General features: G+C 43.9%; 16 protein-coding genes and 1 tRNA gene. 2 read left to right on the top strand and 15 right to left on the bottom strand.

The genetic code is table 11. From position 1 onward, the window contains the following. Window positions 1-72: 72 nt before the first annotated feature. Window positions 73-147 (bottom strand) — tRNA-Gln (locus JHC35_RS05820). 165 nt (window positions 148-312) lie between these two features. Between JHC35_RS05820 and JHC35_RS05815 the strand changes: the two genes are divergently transcribed. Continuing rightward, window positions 313-1,350, top strand: a complete 1,038-nt coding sequence (locus JHC35_RS05815) for a bifunctional 3,4-dihydroxy-2-butanone 4-phosphate synthase/GTP cyclohydrolase II (RefSeq protein ID WP_295042913.1) — start codon at window positions 313-315, stop codon at window positions 1,348-1,350. Window positions 1,351-1,359: 9 nt separating this feature from the next. Here the strand turns inward: JHC35_RS05815 and JHC35_RS05810 are convergent, their stop codons facing one another. From JHC35_RS05810 to JHC35_RS05755, 12 genes are all read right to left on the bottom strand, one after another. Further along, a complete protein-coding gene (locus JHC35_RS05810; protein WP_295042911.1) occupies window positions 1,360-1,752 on the bottom strand; it encodes a glycine zipper 2TM domain-containing protein in 393 nt (130 codons plus the stop codon). Window positions 1,753-1,767: 15 nt separating this feature from the next. Then, window positions 1,768-2,526 carry a hypothetical protein gene (locus tag JHC35_RS05805; RefSeq protein WP_295042908.1) on the bottom strand — a complete coding sequence of 253 codons (759 nt, stop codon included), beginning with the start codon at window positions 2,524-2,526 and terminating at the stop codon, window positions 1,768-1,770. 2 nt (window positions 2,527-2,528) lie between these two features. Further along, window positions 2,529-3,146 carry a penicillin-binding protein activator LpoB gene (locus JHC35_RS05800; protein WP_295042906.1) on the bottom strand — a complete coding sequence of 206 codons (618 nt, stop codon included), beginning with the start codon at window positions 3,144-3,146 and terminating at the stop codon, window positions 2,529-2,531. Window positions 3,147-3,158: 12 nt separating this feature from the next. After that, window positions 3,159-3,527, bottom strand: a complete 369-nt coding sequence (locus JHC35_RS05795) for a DUF1425 domain-containing protein (protein WP_295042905.1) — start codon at window positions 3,525-3,527, stop codon at window positions 3,159-3,161. Continuing rightward, entirely contained in the window at window positions 3,514-4,935 is a 1,422-nt protein-coding gene (locus tag JHC35_RS05790; protein WP_295042903.1) for a hypothetical protein, read from the bottom strand. Before JHC35_RS05790 ends, JHC35_RS05795 begins: the two co-directional genes overlap by 14 nt. Window positions 4,936-5,013: 78 nt before the next feature. Then, entirely contained in the window at window positions 5,014-5,715 is a 702-nt protein-coding gene (cysE, locus tag JHC35_RS05785) for a serine O-acetyltransferase (protein WP_295042901.1), read from the bottom strand. 9 nt (window positions 5,716-5,724) lie between these two features. Continuing rightward, window positions 5,725-7,554: a biosynthetic arginine decarboxylase gene (gene speA, locus JHC35_RS05780; protein ID WP_295042898.1), complete on the bottom strand. Its 1,830-nt coding sequence runs from the start codon at window positions 7,552-7,554 to the stop codon at window positions 5,725-5,727. Window positions 7,555-7,563: 9 nt separating this feature from the next. Beyond that, window positions 7,564-8,781, bottom strand: a complete 1,218-nt coding sequence (gene hisS, locus JHC35_RS05775; protein ID WP_295042896.1) for a histidine--tRNA ligase — start codon at window positions 8,779-8,781, stop codon at window positions 7,564-7,566. Further along, on the bottom strand, window positions 8,778-9,359 hold the full coding sequence (gene tmk, locus JHC35_RS05770) for a dTMP kinase (protein ID WP_295042894.1): 582 nt from the start codon (window positions 9,357-9,359) through the stop codon (window positions 8,778-8,780). The genes hisS and tmk overlap by 4 nt, the downstream gene beginning before the upstream one ends. Next, entirely contained in the window at window positions 9,344-9,835 is a 492-nt protein-coding gene (coaD, locus tag JHC35_RS05765; RefSeq protein WP_295042892.1) for a pantetheine-phosphate adenylyltransferase, read from the bottom strand. The genes tmk and coaD overlap by 16 nt, the downstream gene beginning before the upstream one ends. Continuing rightward, entirely contained in the window at window positions 9,828-10,358 is a 531-nt protein-coding gene (locus JHC35_RS05760; RefSeq protein WP_295042890.1) for a UbiX family flavin prenyltransferase, read from the bottom strand. Before JHC35_RS05760 ends, coaD begins: the two co-directional genes overlap by 8 nt. Next, complete coding sequence (locus tag JHC35_RS05755; RefSeq protein WP_295042888.1) at window positions 10,355-11,218, bottom strand: flagella basal body P-ring formation protein FlgA; 864 nt, start codon at window positions 11,216-11,218, stop codon at window positions 10,355-10,357. Before JHC35_RS05755 ends, JHC35_RS05760 begins: the two co-directional genes overlap by 4 nt. A 122-nt stretch (window positions 11,219-11,340) precedes the next feature. Between JHC35_RS05755 and JHC35_RS05750 the strand changes: the two genes are divergently transcribed. After that, a complete protein-coding gene (locus JHC35_RS05750; protein WP_295042886.1) occupies window positions 11,341-13,692 on the top strand; it encodes an EAL domain-containing protein in 2,352 nt (783 codons plus the stop codon). 99 nt (window positions 13,693-13,791) lie between these two features. On the opposite strand, the gene JHC35_RS05745 is transcribed toward JHC35_RS05750, so the two are convergent. Further along, window positions 13,792-13,914 (bottom strand): hypothetical protein, encoded by a 123-nt coding sequence (locus tag JHC35_RS05745; RefSeq protein WP_295042884.1) that lies wholly within the window; start codon window positions 13,912-13,914, stop codon window positions 13,792-13,794. A 171-nt stretch (window positions 13,915-14,085) separates the two neighbouring features. Then, entirely contained in the window at window positions 14,086-14,874 is a 789-nt protein-coding gene (locus JHC35_RS05740; RefSeq protein ID WP_295042882.1) for a hypothetical protein, read from the bottom strand. Window positions 14,875-15,119 lie beyond the last annotated feature (245 nt).

Below are 15,119 nucleotides of genomic sequence, written 5' to 3'. Positions count from 1 at the left end.
TACGACCTTCGGGTTATGAGCCCGACGAGCTACCGAGCTGCTCTATTCCGCGGTATAAAAGTGTGACAGTGGTGGATGGGGTAGAGGGATTCGAACCCCCGAGTGACTGGACCAAAACCAGTTGCCTTACCGCTTGGCGATACCCCAACAATCTCGTTATGAGGTCGAAATTATATATATTTTGATTGAATTTGTCAAGTGTTTCGATGAGAGTAGACTTCAAAAAGGGATTGAAATAATTAAAGGGAGAAATTTAATCCTTTTGGACTATAATAATCACAAATATTTTCTGTATAAAGAAGCGAAGAATAGATGAATGCGATTCAAAGAGTTTTAGAAGCGATAGAAGAATTCAAAAAAGGCCGTATGGTCATAATGGCGGATGATGAAGATCGAGAAAACGAAGGGGATTTGGTATATGCGTCTGTTTTCTCTACCCCAGAGCATGTCAATTTTATGGCAACGCACGCCAAAGGGCTAATATGTGTAGCCATTAACCCTACAATTGCCAAACGGTTAAATCTCGAACCGATGGTGAAATCGAATACCTCGATGCATGAAACGGCATTTACGATCTCTGTCGATGCAACTGCCGCAACAACGGGGATATCTGCCTACGAACGGGATATGACGATCAAAATCTTGGCTAATCCGATCTCTCAACCTTCAGAACTGGTTGCTCCGGGGCATATTTTCCCGTTGATTGCGAAAGAGGGGGGAACATTGGTTCGCATCGGTCATACCGAAGGATCGGTCGACTTGTGCCGATTGGCAGGGTTGGCAGAATCGGCAGTTATCTGTGAGATTATGAAAGAAGACGGGAGTATGGCGCGTCGTGATGATTTGGATATTTTTGCCGAGAAACATAATCTCAAAACGGTTTATATCTCCGATATCGTTGAATTTCGTCTTGCGAATGAAATCCTCGTAAAAGCGATTTCTGAAGAGGAGATCGAATTTTTTGGCGTTCATGTCAAAAAATATGAGTTTGCCGATCACCAAGAGAACCGTCATACGGCTATCGTTTTTTACAAAGCGGGAGAGACGGCAAATGTCAAAGTCCATAACGTCGTTTCGGATATTGATCTTTTGTTGAACCAAAGCAAATATGCCCATTTGGTCGATTCTATCAATTATCTCAAACATAATAGCGGTGTGATGCTTTTCATCAATAAGCCGCAACATCAGCAAGCCAATATGAAAGAGTACGGAATCGGTGCGCAAATCCTAAAATCATTAGGGGTTAAGCATATGCGTCTGATTGCGGAGAGTAAAGTTTCTGATTTTGCCGGATTAAGCGGATTTGGATTGGATGTAGTAGAGACGATCAATCCCGCAGAGGGGATATAAGAAGGAAAATCAGCGGACCGTATTACATTTACGGATAAGCTGATATTGCGGTGTGGCAGGTGTCTTGCCCGCATTGACACCGATAGCGGTTCCAATAGCGGCTCCGGCAATCGTGGCCGCCGTATTGCCGCTCCCACTGCCAAATTGATGTCCTACGATACCTCCCACGATACCTCCGACAACAGCACCCCCGACATTAGGGGTATCATCTGATTGCGCTGCCCCGCTGATCGGAACTTGTTCGTACCAACATTGCTCATAAGGCGTGGTTGACTCCGTCGCAGGAGCCGATGAGTACCCCGATGAAGGGGGTGTCATATAATAATCATTGCTTCCGGTATTGAGCATATCTGCATGAGAAGAGCCGATAAGCACTGCAAAAACGAGAGGATAGTATTTCATCATGTCCTCTTTAAATCAGTCAACAAGACGTTTGCCTGGTGAATCTTGGTAATCCACTTGGGTAGAGCGTTTTTTACCGGTAAGTGTCTCTATCATGGATGCGGTTAAATCATCGACCGACATATCAACCGTCTCGTCAACCGGTACCGGATCGTTCATATTGAATGTTTGTTGCGCAGTTCCGGTAAACGTTTTGGTGAATACCACTTTGCCGCTTTGTTTGTTTGAAATTTGGATATGGATAGATGTCGTTGCGCTGATGGAATAGCGCTCCTTGCTTCCATCTGGAACTAGACGAGGTTTACTGCAGCGCATCGCTTTGATCGAACCGTTGAGAACGTATTCTCCCGATTTTGACATGGAGACACCGGCATCTTGAAAAGCGGTTTCGATCACGCTTGTCATTTTATCGGAGTACATCACTTTTTCAACCATCACGGTATCGTTGTATCGGCTTGCGGTTGCTTTGTGGTGCTCTTTGTAATCTTTGTATTCGTTGTTCCGTTTTCCGCTGACGCTGCTGGCAGCAGAAGCGTTATAGGCGAAAAACCCTCCACCGGCTTCATGGGCACTAAACGAGGCATTTTCATCTTCTTTGATCGATCCGTCTTTGTTATGGGAAATTTCGGCAACGCTGTTTTCAAAATCCTGAACAACAACATAGTTATAGGTAAGAGGTTTTACCTCAACACTTCCACCCTCGGGCAATATAGCGGCACTGAGAACAATCGATGTTGCACACAGTGCGGCAAGAGTGTGTTTTAAAAATTGCATGTTTACCACCCGACAGAAGATTTAGAGGTAACTTTTCGGATCTCTTTTTCATCTGCCCATAGAATTTCACCGCTTTGCGGATCGACAAGTTCCATTGAAACGTTGTAATAGACATCTTTGACATCGTCATTGGCTTTTTTGATTGAGCGGACATTTCCGGTGATGATGTAATCCGAATCGGTCATCGCTTTCATTTTGGTTTTAGTCGTAGCCGTTGTGGTCAAATCACGTTCTGCATTGACTTGATTGAGGTTAGCCGTATCGGCAAGAAAACGGACTTGTCCCGATTTGAGAAGCTTGATACGGATTTTATCGGTAATCGCTTTGGTATCGATATGCTCATAGGTTAGATTGTTGACGGCACGGAGACGAACTTTCGGCGGTTGCTGTGCTTTTGCGATATAGCGTGTCTCAAGAAGCGATTGGGTTAATGCCTCTGCGGTTGATTGCAAATCTGATGATCCGAAATCGGCTGTGACCGTTTCTGCTGCTTTGGCATCACCGTATTTGACGTTAGAGGAAGCTCCGACCATTCCGGCACCTCCTGTTGCACACCCGCTCATCAAAAATGAAGAGAGGAGAAGAGTTGTTGCAAGTGAAAGTTTTGTGAGTGTTGTCATGTGTTCTATTCCTTATTTATTTGGGGTTGAGATTACAATTCGATAGTCGGTTACGTCAGGGCGATTTGCCATATCGACAACATGAATTTGCTGTTTTCCGATAATAGTGAACGGTTTCCATGCGGTTTGATCTACTACGATTCCGTGGGAATCGAGCCATTCAACTTGGTATACCATCCCCTCGACTTCGGTATCGTCTTCGTTTTCAAACGTAGCGGCAACTTTTAAAAATTTCCCTTCTTGGAAACTTCTGTGTTCTTTGAGCACAACACGCTCTTTACCGATGAAGTGCTCTTGGTTTTTTCCTGCACATCCGCTGATTCCTAACAGTAAAAAACTTCCTACTGTTATATTCAAAAGTGTGTGTTTAATATTCAACATGATCAATCCTTATATTATCGTTGGTGATGTAGGAGACAAGAATAAGAACCCCTTTTTTATCTCTTGGAAGGGTGAACGACTCTTGTCTGTCGTTCATGGCAATCGTTACTGTTTCTCCTTGCAATGCTTCAAATTTAGAAAGATAGCCTGAATTAGGGAGAAGTTCCCAGTTCCGGAAGCCTGAATCAGCCATTGAACTTCCGACATCCATAGCTAATGATGCCATAAGTCCCCCAAAAGCTCCAAAATTATCGGAAGCTTGTTTTGCAATTACAGCTTTTGCCGTAGCACGGACGACCGCTTTGGAAAGTTCTCCGACAAATTCATCCTTCAGTGTTTTATATGCCATAGCATTACTTTGAAGAAGTCTTGGAGGCTGAAGGCGGAGTTTATCGGTGGAAATAGTGACGACGCTCACATCATTAATCGGAGGATTGAATGCGGGCAGATCGATAGTGGTATAGTTTGCACCGTTAAAAAGGGGAAAACGGACTTTTTCGATTTTGACGGCAGGTGCCTCACCGGCTAAAACGACAACCGTGACGTCCATTTTAGGTACTTTCGGAGGTTGTGGTTGAGCTGCAACGGGGGTAGAGTCTTTTTTACCTTTTGGTGAGGGTTTTCTCTTTTCAGGCATTGGAATTGTTGTCGGGCTAACAGGGAGTTTTGCAAATACTTTGGAGACATCCGGGTTGAGAGTAAGGGCGCGTTTGAGACTCACTTCACCTAACTTTTCATCTGGAAATGCAATGTCGGTGATAATACTGCTGAGAGTATAGGAAAAAGGGTCTTGGTAGCTGTTGGCCAGATTGCGCACACTCGGATCATCCAGCATCGCTGCCATCGAATATTCGCTCGGCATACTGGAAACATCGTTACCCTCTTTTTCCGCTTTTGCTTTTTCTTTAGCGGCCTCTTTGATTTTCTCTTCGGTTTCGCTCAGCCAAAACTCTTGGCGCTGTTCCATTCGTCGCATCTCTACTGCTGCCCCTTCGAAATCACCTTTCATAGCATAGTTTAGGGCATTGAGTGTATGCATCAATGAGCGTTCATATCCCTTGCCGTAATAGGTTTCAGAGCCTTTGGATAAAAACGTTGAACCTAAAAAGGAACCAACATTACGTAGGCTCACTTTGGCACGATTTTCGTATTCATCCAAAATAGCGAATGATTTTTCAAACGAGTTAATGGAATTGTTGAAGTCCCCGCTGGCTTGTTGAAGACGAGCCAAATTAAGCCAATACCAAAATTTATCCTGATCGGAAGTGTCTTCGCGAAGGGTAATGAGCGTCTGATCGAACTGAGGTTTTGAAAGGCTGACACGTAGATGATTGGAGTCGATAGAAGTAGCGCTTAATTGCAATGCACAAAGCAAAGAGCACGTAACGAGGTGCAACCTTTTGACCATATCAAGACCCTTTGTGGTAGTAAAATGTTACCGCTTGATTGTAATAGCTTTAGGATTAAAAAATCTTTAACGAACAGATCAATTTTTCATCGCTTTGATGAACGATTCATAAATGTTTTCAAGCTGCAAGTCTTGTTCTAATATCTCCGTATTGTCCTGTACCATGTAATGTTCAAGAACGGCAACACGTCGGAGGAGGTATTCAAACATCTCTTTGTTAATATCTGGGAGTTTGTTGTGACTGAACGGATCTTTATCGCGTCCTTTTTGGATTACGTGAGCTGGGATACCGATAGCCGTGGAGTTTTCAGGTACTTCGCGCACAACAACGGAGTTGGCTCCGATTTTGGAGTTAGCCCCGATGGTGATATTACCGAGAACTTTTGCCCCCGCACCGATAACGACGCCGCTTTTGATCGTCGGATGGCGTTTGCCTGCGACGAGGCTTACTCCCCCCAGTGTGACCCCTTGGTAAATGAGAACATCATCTTCGATAATCGTCGTTTGACCGATAACGACTCCGAAACCGTGGTCGATAAAGACCCGACGTCCAATCGTAGCTCCGGGGTGGATGTCAATGTTTGTAAAGATTTGGTTGATTCCCATGATGATTCGGGCAATGGCTTTGAATCCGCGACGATAAAGACGGCTGGAGATACGATACCAAAAAATAGCCCATACACCCGGATAGTTGAAGAAAAGTTCGATTCGAGAACTGATGGCGGGATCATTTTTATAAACGTTCGAAAAATCTTCGGCAATTTCTGAAAAAAGTCCCAACTTAAATCCTTATCGAGTGGTTCGCAAATACCCGTTTTGGTAGAGGTACATTTCGAGTTTTTGAAGTGTATCACTTTTTTCTTCTTCTGTCCTAAAATCACTCAAGGCAAGTTTATTTTTAAGGTTGGTCAGAAGTTTAGAGGAGTCGTACCCAATATCTTCGAGAATATTGAGGATATTATCCGATTCGGTGAAGTTTTCAATCTCATAACCGTTATCGTTGATAATAATCGTACACTCGCTCGGGTGGGTGAATAGGTTGTGATTCATCCCCAACGTCTCTTGGTAGGCACCGACATTGAAAAAGGCAAGGAAATACTCCTCTTTATCTAAATCAATGTCGTGAAGATAAAGAGGTGTTTCGGGTTTGAACCGTATTTCGCCGTCACTGTCACAGGTGATGTCCCACAAGCTCGCCGCACGGATTGCAGGTATATCCAGATGATCGAGCGGCATAATCGGGAACTGTTGTTGTAATCCCCAATAGTCAGGAATGCTTTGGAAAATTGAGCTGTTGATCAAATAGCGCTCCTGGAGTTTGACTTGCAGACGCTCGATATCCGGCAGGGGGTTGTCCTGAGAGAGATAGAGCGATTTTTTGATAATTTGATGCACTAAAATCTCGGCATTGGAGCGATCTTGTAGATCGATATGACCGAGGTTGAAGAGTGTGAGGAGTGATTCCATATGATCCAGCGCATCATGCATGTATTCGATGCAGGTACGCGGAGAGAGAAGATCGTTGAGTTCACGCAGCTCTTCGATGAGTGGCGGATTGTGCTCTTTGAGTTTGAGTGATTTAGGCTGATAGTCATGGCTGAAAAGCTCTAAAACGGGAGCGATCAACACGGAGTGGGAAGCGACAATGAATCGCCCCGATTCGGTAAAAATATCGGGATGTGCAACCCCTTTTACATTCATGATCTCACGGAGCAAAAAGACGACGCTGTTTGAGAACTCTTCTAAGGTATAGTTGCGCATACGTGTGGAAGTGTGCTGGGAATACTCTACCGCGAGTCCTCCACCGATATTGATGGCGCTGAGATTGTCTGCTCCCATTTTTTTCAGTTCGGCGTAGATATTTCCCGCTTCACGCAGTACCCGTTTCAAGGTCGCGATCTCTTGCATTTGGCTGCCGACATGGAAATGGATCATCGTAAAATGTTCCAACATATTACTATCGGTGAGCATGGACATCGCTTCGATCAACTCCGTAGAGGTCAAACCGAATTTCGCGCTTAGTCCGCTGCTTTTTGCCCAGATACCGCTCCCCTCAGATTGGAGGCGTACGCGGATACCGATATTGGGAACTTTGAGATTGCACGATTGAGCAACGTCGATAATCCACTCTAGCTCTCCAAGACCTTCAATGGTGATGGTGATGTTATGCCCCATTTGCGCGGCCATAAACCCGAGTGTGACCATCTCTTCGTCTTTGAACCCGTTAACGGTGATCGGAGAACCGATAGGGGTTTTAGCCATGGCAAGGGCGAGTTCGGCTTTTGAACCCGCTTCCAACCCGTAACAATAGCTCTCACCGTGTTCAACGATTGCATTGACCGCTTCGGGAAATTGGTTAACTTTGAGTGGAAAAACCGCATTGAATTTTCCGGTGTAGTCGTTCTCAAAAATGGCTCGACGAAAATTGGAATAGAGCGCATCGATCTGTTTTCCGATCAAATGGGGGAATCGGAGGATAAGCGGTCCACGAAGATTCGTTTTACGCACTTTTTGGGTGATTTCAAGCAGTGATGGGGAGCTTTTATAATTGACTTTGATCTTCCCTTGGTCAATCATAAAGTTGTTTTCGCCCCAAATATCGATACCGTATGTTTTCATCACCCCTCCTTAGGCAAAAAATTCATTCAAAGGGATAAGCGTTTCGGTTTTTTCGACCAAATCTTTGACCCAGATACTATTTTGGTTCATCTCGTTTTCGCCGATAATCGCACAATAGCGGGCATTGATACGATCTGATCCTTTGAGATGGTCTTGGAGCTTTCGAGGCTTATACTCAACCACCGCTTTTTCGCTTCGGCGTGCTTTTTCCGCAGCCAAAAGGATCGGTTTGATCGCTGTTTCATCCATTGCACCGAAATAGTATCCTTCGCGCACTTTTTCAGGCATTACGATGAGCTCCATTAATCGCTCAATCCCTAGTGCAAATCCAACTGCAGGGGTCGGTTTTCCGTCCAAAAACTCTATAAGACGATCATATCGTCCGCCGCCTGCGATCGCGCTTTGGCTTCCGATATTGTCGCTAACAAACTCAAATGCCGTTTTGGAATAGTAATCCAATCCGCGTACGAGATTGGTATCGATCTCATAAGCGATGCTGTGCTGATCGAGGATCGATTTGAGGGTCTCAAAATCGCTCTCGCACCCCTCGCAGAGATTGTCGATCAATTTTGGTGCATTAACGTAGAGGTTTTGGCAATGTTCGTTTTTACAATCAAGAACGCGGATCGGATTTGTGAGTTTACGACGTTCACAGTCACCGCAGATCGCATCGCCGCAACTCTCGATAAAACGGACAAGTTTTTCGCGATAAGCGGGCATACAGTTCTGATCACCCAGTGAGTTGAGTTTGAGACGGTATCCGATACCGAGTGCTTTGAGAATATCGGAGACCATCATGATCATCAATGCATCTTCATACACCGATGCTACACCGAAGCTCTCGATTCCGAATTGGTGGAACTCCCGTAAACGTCCTTTTTGAGGACGTTCATACCGAAACATCGGCCCGTGATAATAAAAACGGTGGATGCCCCCTTTTTTATCGAGCTTGTGTTGGATAAAGGCACGGACAACACCCGCTGTCCCTTCAGGGCGTAGACATACGTCATTTTTCCCCTTGTCGATAAATTGATACATCTCTTTGCCGACGATGTCGCTGCTTTCTCCAACGGAGCGTTTGAACAGAGCCGTCTCTTCGAGCAGAGGCGTTTCGATATAGTGAAAGCCGTACCGCTTGGCAATGGTAGAGGCTGTAGCTATAAAGTATTCAAAACGTTCATAATCCTCAGAGAGGATGTCGTTCATTCCGCGCAAAGATTGGATCATAGGGCTCCTTTGATAAGGTTTGTAATTTCGTTCGTAATGGTATTGATAGATTGTGTCGCATCGATTACGACGGTTTGGATTCCCAAAGCATAGGCCGATGCAATAAGGGCATCTTGGATGCTGAGGAGATACGCTATTCCGCGTGATTCGATCGCATCGTGTTCTTTTTGGCTCAGTCTGTGATTGAGTTCTTCGGGCGTCAATTTCAAGATAAAGACAGTATCGGGCAACACTCCCGAGGTGGCTAGGCGGTTAAGCATCACGAGGGTCGATTCGTCGCACAGATTTTGAACACTCGCATACGCCATTCCCGATACGGCTGATCGGTCACTGATGATAAGCTTGTGCATATTAGGTAATATGACAGATTCGGTATGTTCGGCACGATCGGCTAAGAACAGCAGTAGTTCAGCGGTTTTGCTCGTCAAATTGCCGTGTAGAACCATGGTTCTGATCTCTATTCCTGCTGGAGTTCCGCCCGGTTCTTTGGTGATCAGCGCTTCCGGAAAGAGAGTACGAAGTGCTTCGATCTGGGTGCTTTTTCCCGCCGTATCGATCCCCTCTATTGCAACGTACATGATTTCATACTCCAGATGACATTCTGAACGGGGGCTGGGACGAGGTGCTCTGTTTTACCGTTGAACTTCAGTAGATTGCGGACAATCGACGAACTGATAAAGGCATGTTTGAGTTTTGGCATCAAATAAACCGTTTCAATATTGGGATCCAATGAATTATTGAGATACCCTAATTGAAGCTCAAACTCAAAATCGCTCACGGCGCGTAACCCGCGTATCAGTACGGTCGCGCCGAGGGTATTGGCGAGTTCTACGGTGAGATTGTCAAATCCGACCACAGTGACACGGTCTAAATCCCTTGCTGCCAATTTAACCATATCGACCCGCTCTTGCAGGGTGAACATCGGTTTTTTTTCCTGAGAATCGGCAACGGCGACAATCACTTCATCAAAGAGTCGGATACCTCGTTCAATGATATCAAAATGACCGTTCGTGATCGGATCGAACGTTCCGGGATAAATGGCTATTTTATGCATGAGAGTCATCCCATCGTTTGTAAAGATTGTTTGGAATGCCCAGCAGATCGCACCATTTTCCGATCATAAAGTTTTCCATTGACTCCAAGTCTTCTTGATCACCGTAGTAGGCAAGGACGGGAGGGGCAATGATGACACCCATCATGGAGAGCTTATGCATATTCTCTAGTGCGATCGGAGAGAATGGAATTTCGCGTGGGGCGAGCACAAGAGTACGTCGTTCTTTGATCATGACGGCTGCGGCGCGGGTAATCAAATTGTCGGCAATGCCGCAGGCGATTTTTGCGAGGGTATTCATACTGCACGGAGTGATGATCATCGCATCGGCACCGTAGGAACCGGATGCGACGGATGCCCATATCTCGTTATTTTGATGGAGAGTGATATTCTCTTCTTTGTCCAATACGATGGATGCATGTTCTGAGACAATGAGGTGTTTTTTTATCTCATGCGGAAGGGCTTGAAGAAATTTGAGACCCAATCCTGCCCCGCTTGCTCCGCTGATACCGACCACGATTTTCACTGTAGTTCCACCCGATGTTCTCCGATTACTTTGGCTTTGGCTCTGCTGCCGTCATTTTTTTGGATTGTAATAATATCATAGAGTTGTCCCTCTTGCGTTGCAACTGCCCCGAACTCGACGATAACCGCATCGTTTTGAACCTCTACGATCACTTTTTCGTTTCTCAAAACAGGAGGAATGGTTTCGATATTGCGAATGGTCAAAGGTTGACCGGCCTTGAAGTTAGAGCGAAAGCGTGATGGCTCATTGGGTAATGTTGTCAGCGGGGTGTCTTTGAATGAGCCGAAAGGGATCTGTTTAATAAGAGTATTAAATCCGTTCAGAGGATCGCGCATAGAGACTTTTTGATTGGTATGCAAGACATTAATCGTGGCTCTCACTGTATAATCGAGATAATGGCGGGTACCGCTTTCATCTATAACATAGAATGTCCCTTTGGCATTGTGAAAAAGGTGCTCATCAAAAGTACCGCGTGCTTTTTTGGGGAGGGAATTTAAATAGCCGCGCGGTGTGATGGTAATTTCTTCGATTCGAATGGATGGATATTGGGCGCTCAAAAGTGATTCGAGTTGATTTTTAAGGGGAGTGAAATCGACGGGGCTAAGTTGGGTAAAATTGACATAACGAACGTTATCCGTATCGATTGGAACGCCGTTAAGTTCAAAAGTCTTGGCAATAATTTGGGCATTGATTCGGTATCGTGTTTTGTCGTCGGGAATTTTAATGATTTCAAATTTTTTTTGTATGTCGGGAAATAGATCGGTTGAGTAGACGGTCGTATTGGTATAGGTATAGTTTTGCTGGAGAGTGTAGGCGTGAAGTGTCAAACCCCACAAGAGAAAAAAGAAAAATCTATTCATTACGTAATTGTAACACAATGAGATTTTATTTTCATTTGTTTTACGCTATGCTAAGCTGCATTAATAAAATTTATCAATCTGTGGAAACGATGCGATTTAACAAAAATAAGTATTTAAAAGATATGGAACAAACGGATGTTGAACGTATCCGTTCGGAACAGATCTCAATCGCGTTCCGACAAGCGTTTGCTTCTATTTTTCCATTGTTTTTGGGTGCTTTAATCATTTCAATTTTATATTGGGATACCTCTTTAAGTCCATACGTCAATGTATGGTTCGTTGTCATAAATATTACATTAATTTGGCGTCTTTGGCTTTTGATTCAGCACAAAAAACATCCTAAAAAATACAGCGATTTGGTGTGGGAATATTATTTCAAAGTCGTGATGTACATTTCGGCTCTATTATGGGGTTTGAGTGCATTTTTCTTATTCCAATCCGATGACATAACGGATCAATTCGCCATTATTTTTATTATCTCGGGGATTTCGTCAGTTGCCTCTGGGACTTTGGCATCGATGTTTGGACTCTCCGTCGTTTTTCTCTCATTTTTGATCGCACCGTTGTTTATGGTGATGGTACTGCACGGCGGTCTTGAATATCAGATGATGGGATTTTTGGTTGCGGCGTATTACATTCTTTTAGTGAATGCATCAAGACGGATCCATTTGAATATTTTAAGTGCATTAAAATCGAAAATTTTGCACGAGAAAGCCGCGGAAGCATTAGCACTGTCTGAAGAGCAGTTTGAAACGATTTTCAAAGAGGCACCGGCTGGGATTTTTTACTACAATAAAGATTTAATCGTCATTGAATCAAATGTAGAAATGATGCAGATTTTACAAATTACCCGTGATGAGATGATCGGTTTGGATTTGAAAAAACTTCCTGATCGCTCATTGTACGATGCTATATTTGAACCGATATCCGGAAACAAAGGGTATTACGAAGGATCGTATGTCACGATGATTCATAATCTTCAGTTGTGGATTACATTGCGTACATCTCCGATTTATAATGCAAAACGTGAGATCATCGGTGGAGTAGCTTTGGTTACCGATATTACGGAACGTATTCAAGCCGAAGAAAAAATCAAACATCAAGCTTATTATGACGCACTGACTGATATTCCGAACCGAATTTTGCTAAAAGATCGTCTGGCGCAGTCACTTGCCCATTATCGACGGAGCAAAAATATTGTCGCGGTCATGTTCTTGGATTTGGACCATTTTAAAAGCATCAATGACTCTCTTGGGCATCATGTGGGTGATGCACTGTTGATCGAAACGGCGAAACGGCTGAAAAAAATATGCCGTGAGGGGGACACGGTTTCACGGCTAGGAGGAGATGAATTTGTCATTTTGCTCAATGAATTAGGCAACGATCCTCATATTGCCGCGACAAAAGTCGAAAGCGTCGCTGAAAAAATTCATGAAGCTTTGGGGAGTGCTTTTGATGTCGGTTTATCCGATACGATAACAACCAGTTCGAGTATCGGAATTGCGATGGTAACATCAGAGATTCAAACGGCGGATGATTTGCTCAAATTTGCCGATACGGCAATGTATCAGGCAAAAAAAGAGGGGAGAAATACGACCCGTTTTTATCAGGAAAAAATGGATCAATGGATTAAGCACCGCCTATTTCTCGAAAATGCGTTACGTCATGCGATCAAAAACAATGAACTGGAGCTCTATTATCAGCCCGTTATTGAAATCGCAACCAAGCGGATTATCGGAGCAGAAGCATTGCTGCGATGGAATCATCCTGAACTGGGGATCGTTATGCCCGATGAGATGATCACGATCGCTGAAGAGAGCGGTTTGATCGTGCCGATCGGTGAATGGGTTTTGCGCGAAGCGTGCCGACAGTTTGTTTCATGGCGTGCCAAAAATCTCAGCCAAACACACATCGATCGGATCGCGGTTAATGTCAGCGCTATCCAGTTTAAACAAAATAACTTTGTCGATAATGTGATCCGAATCGTTGCTGAAACGGGGATTATGCCCTCGATGCTGGAATTGGAACTGACCGAATCGACCGTTATCGATAAACTCGATACCGTTATAGAAAAAATGAACCGATTGCGCGCGGCAGGGATTAATCTCTCGATGGATGATTTCGGAACAGGATACTCTTCTTTGGCCTATTTGAAAAAACTCCCCTTTACAACGCTCAAAATCGATCGGAGTTTTGTCCGTGATATCATGAGCGATGAGGACGATGCGGCACTCGTTGAAACGATCCTCTCCATGGCCTCTATTTTTAAATTTGACGTTATCGCTGAGGGGGTTGAGACAATCGAGCAGTTTAAATTCCTCGAGGATCACGGATGCCAGTATTTCCAAGGATATTTGTGCAGCAAGCCAGTCCAGGTTAAGTATTTTGAAGAGCTATTAACTCACGATGTGCAGAAATGTACAACTCAATCGGCTAAAAACTCGCTGCAACGAACCAGTGCTTTGTCGATATGATCGACGATATTTTCCACCCCGATTTTTTCATCGATATGCGATTGGGCGATAAAACGTCGAACTCGCGAATTTACTGGAAACATGGGAGTGAAATTTACATTAATAGCTGATGTGTTTTAGTTTGGTGATGGCAAAATTTTCATCATAGATAATAAGTCCGCGACTTTTGAGAGGATCGATTTGATTTTGATACGAAAGGTGAGGTTTGTTGTAAGGAGTCATAAGCACTTCCCCGTTTGCACATTGTGAAGAGGTGGGGGGAGTATGTTGAGAGGATTATCGATGATAATCGCTTTAATTTCATTAATTGAAGAATCAACACTATGACCAACCGACTTTCTATATCAGTTAATTATAGCAAAATAAAATATTTTTAGTTAATTTAAATTCACATTAAAAAGAGTATTTCAATCCTAATGAAAATGTCTCATTTTTCGTTTCGCTATCCGGTTCCCATATCTCAAGCAGCCCTCTAGCGATATGATTTGATTCATTGATATTCCAGTACTCGTAATTATACATTCCCAAAATACTCCATCGCTGATCGAGTTTGAGTTCTAAGGGGACTGAAATAGTGTAGCCATGCACATTTTTGAGATCAAAAGTGTAGCCGTAGAAGTTTTCATGCATTTGCGAATTGAACGCTTTTCGATAGCTCGCATCTACTCCGAGATTGATATTGGATGAAAAATCATAATGCAATCCGATACCGAAATTATAATACCCCCAATCATAAAGCTCATCGTATCCGCTCACTCCAGCCGTGCCGTGCAGCTGACGCAGCCATCGTCGATAGCCGATCCCAACCATAACCGGCACTTCCAATCGGTTGCGAGATTCTCCGATGGTCACTTTGTATCCAAGCTCATAGTTTGTGAGGGTATTTGTCGTAGTGGTACGATACGAGCCGTAGGTAGGATTTAGATTTGTCCCCCCAACATAATCGGTATCACCTTTTGAAGTAGAAACTCTGGAATAGAACCCGTGGTATTGAGGATCGATACTGAGCGTTAAGCCGTTGATATTTCCGTAATTGGTTTTTTCGGTATCGAGCAATCCGTTGCTGTTTTTTTCTGTGTAGTCAAATTTGGTCGTATCCCCTCGAAGCGCCATAGAGTAATGACCTGCAAAGAGAGAAGAGATGCTTAAAAAAGTGAGAGTTGCTATACATCGACTGAGCATACAATGGCCTTTGAATTGTTATCGATACATTATAGCATTATTCGAAAGCGGTTAACTCCTGCATCATAGGTATATTCGAGTCGTAAATTGTGTTTTTTCAAGATAGCGTTAGTGATATACAACCCTAATCTCAAACCTCTCATTAAACTCTCATACGAACGGTTAAGTCGAAAATTCTCCAAACAGATAATTCATACGATTGAATATCATAGTAGAGTCCTTGTCGGGTGTAGCAAGAAAAATTC

Source organism: Sulfuricurvum sp. (assembly GCF_022759005.1).
Lineage (GTDB): Bacteria > Campylobacterota > Campylobacteria > Campylobacterales > Sulfurimonadaceae > Sulfuricurvum.
Note: the sequence above shows the minus strand (reverse complement) of the source record. Positions and strands in the feature narration are given on the sequence as shown.

Excerpts from the sequence above, each read along its gene's own strand:
- JHC35_RS05815 (WP_295042913.1), top strand. The coding sequence starts at position 313 with ATGAATGCGATTCAAAGAGTTTTAGAAGCGATAGAAGAATTCAAAAAA.
- JHC35_RS05810 (WP_295042911.1), bottom strand. The coding sequence starts at position 1,752 with ATGAAATACTATCCTCTCGTTTTTGCAGTGCTTATCGGCTCTTCTCAT.
- JHC35_RS05805 (WP_295042908.1), bottom strand. The coding sequence starts at position 2,526 with ATGCAATTTTTAAAACACACTCTTGCCGCACTGTGTGCAACATCGATT.
- JHC35_RS05800 (WP_295042906.1), bottom strand. The coding sequence starts at position 3,146 with ATGACAACACTCACAAAACTTTCACTTGCAACAACTCTTCTCCTCTCT.
- JHC35_RS05795 (WP_295042905.1), bottom strand. The coding sequence starts at position 3,527 with ATGTTGAATATTAAACACACACTTTTGAATATAACAGTAGGAAGTTTT.
- JHC35_RS05790 (WP_295042903.1), bottom strand. The coding sequence starts at position 4,935 with ATGGTCAAAAGGTTGCACCTCGTTACGTGCTCTTTGCTTTGTGCATTG.
- speA (WP_295042898.1), bottom strand. The coding sequence starts at position 7,554 with ATGAAAACATACGGTATCGATATTTGGGGCGAAAACAACTTTATGATT.
- hisS (WP_295042896.1), bottom strand. The coding sequence starts at position 8,781 with ATGATCCAATCTTTGCGCGGAATGAACGACATCCTCTCTGAGGATTAT.
- tmk (WP_295042894.1), bottom strand. The coding sequence starts at position 9,359 with ATGTACGTTGCAATAGAGGGGATCGATACGGCGGGAAAAAGCACCCAG.
- coaD (WP_295042892.1), bottom strand. The coding sequence starts at position 9,835 with ATGCATAAAATAGCCATTTATCCCGGAACGTTCGATCCGATCACGAAC.
- JHC35_RS05755 (WP_295042888.1), bottom strand. The coding sequence starts at position 11,218 with ATGAATAGATTTTTCTTTTTTCTCTTGTGGGGTTTGACACTTCACGCC.
- JHC35_RS05750 (WP_295042886.1), top strand. The coding sequence starts at position 11,341 with ATGGAACAAACGGATGTTGAACGTATCCGTTCGGAACAGATCTCAATC.
- JHC35_RS05745 (WP_295042884.1), bottom strand. The coding sequence starts at position 13,914 with ATGACTCCTTACAACAAACCTCACCTTTCGTATCAAAATCAAATCGAT.
- JHC35_RS05740 (WP_295042882.1), bottom strand. The coding sequence starts at position 14,874 with ATGCTCAGTCGATGTATAGCAACTCTCACTTTTTTAAGCATCTCTTCT.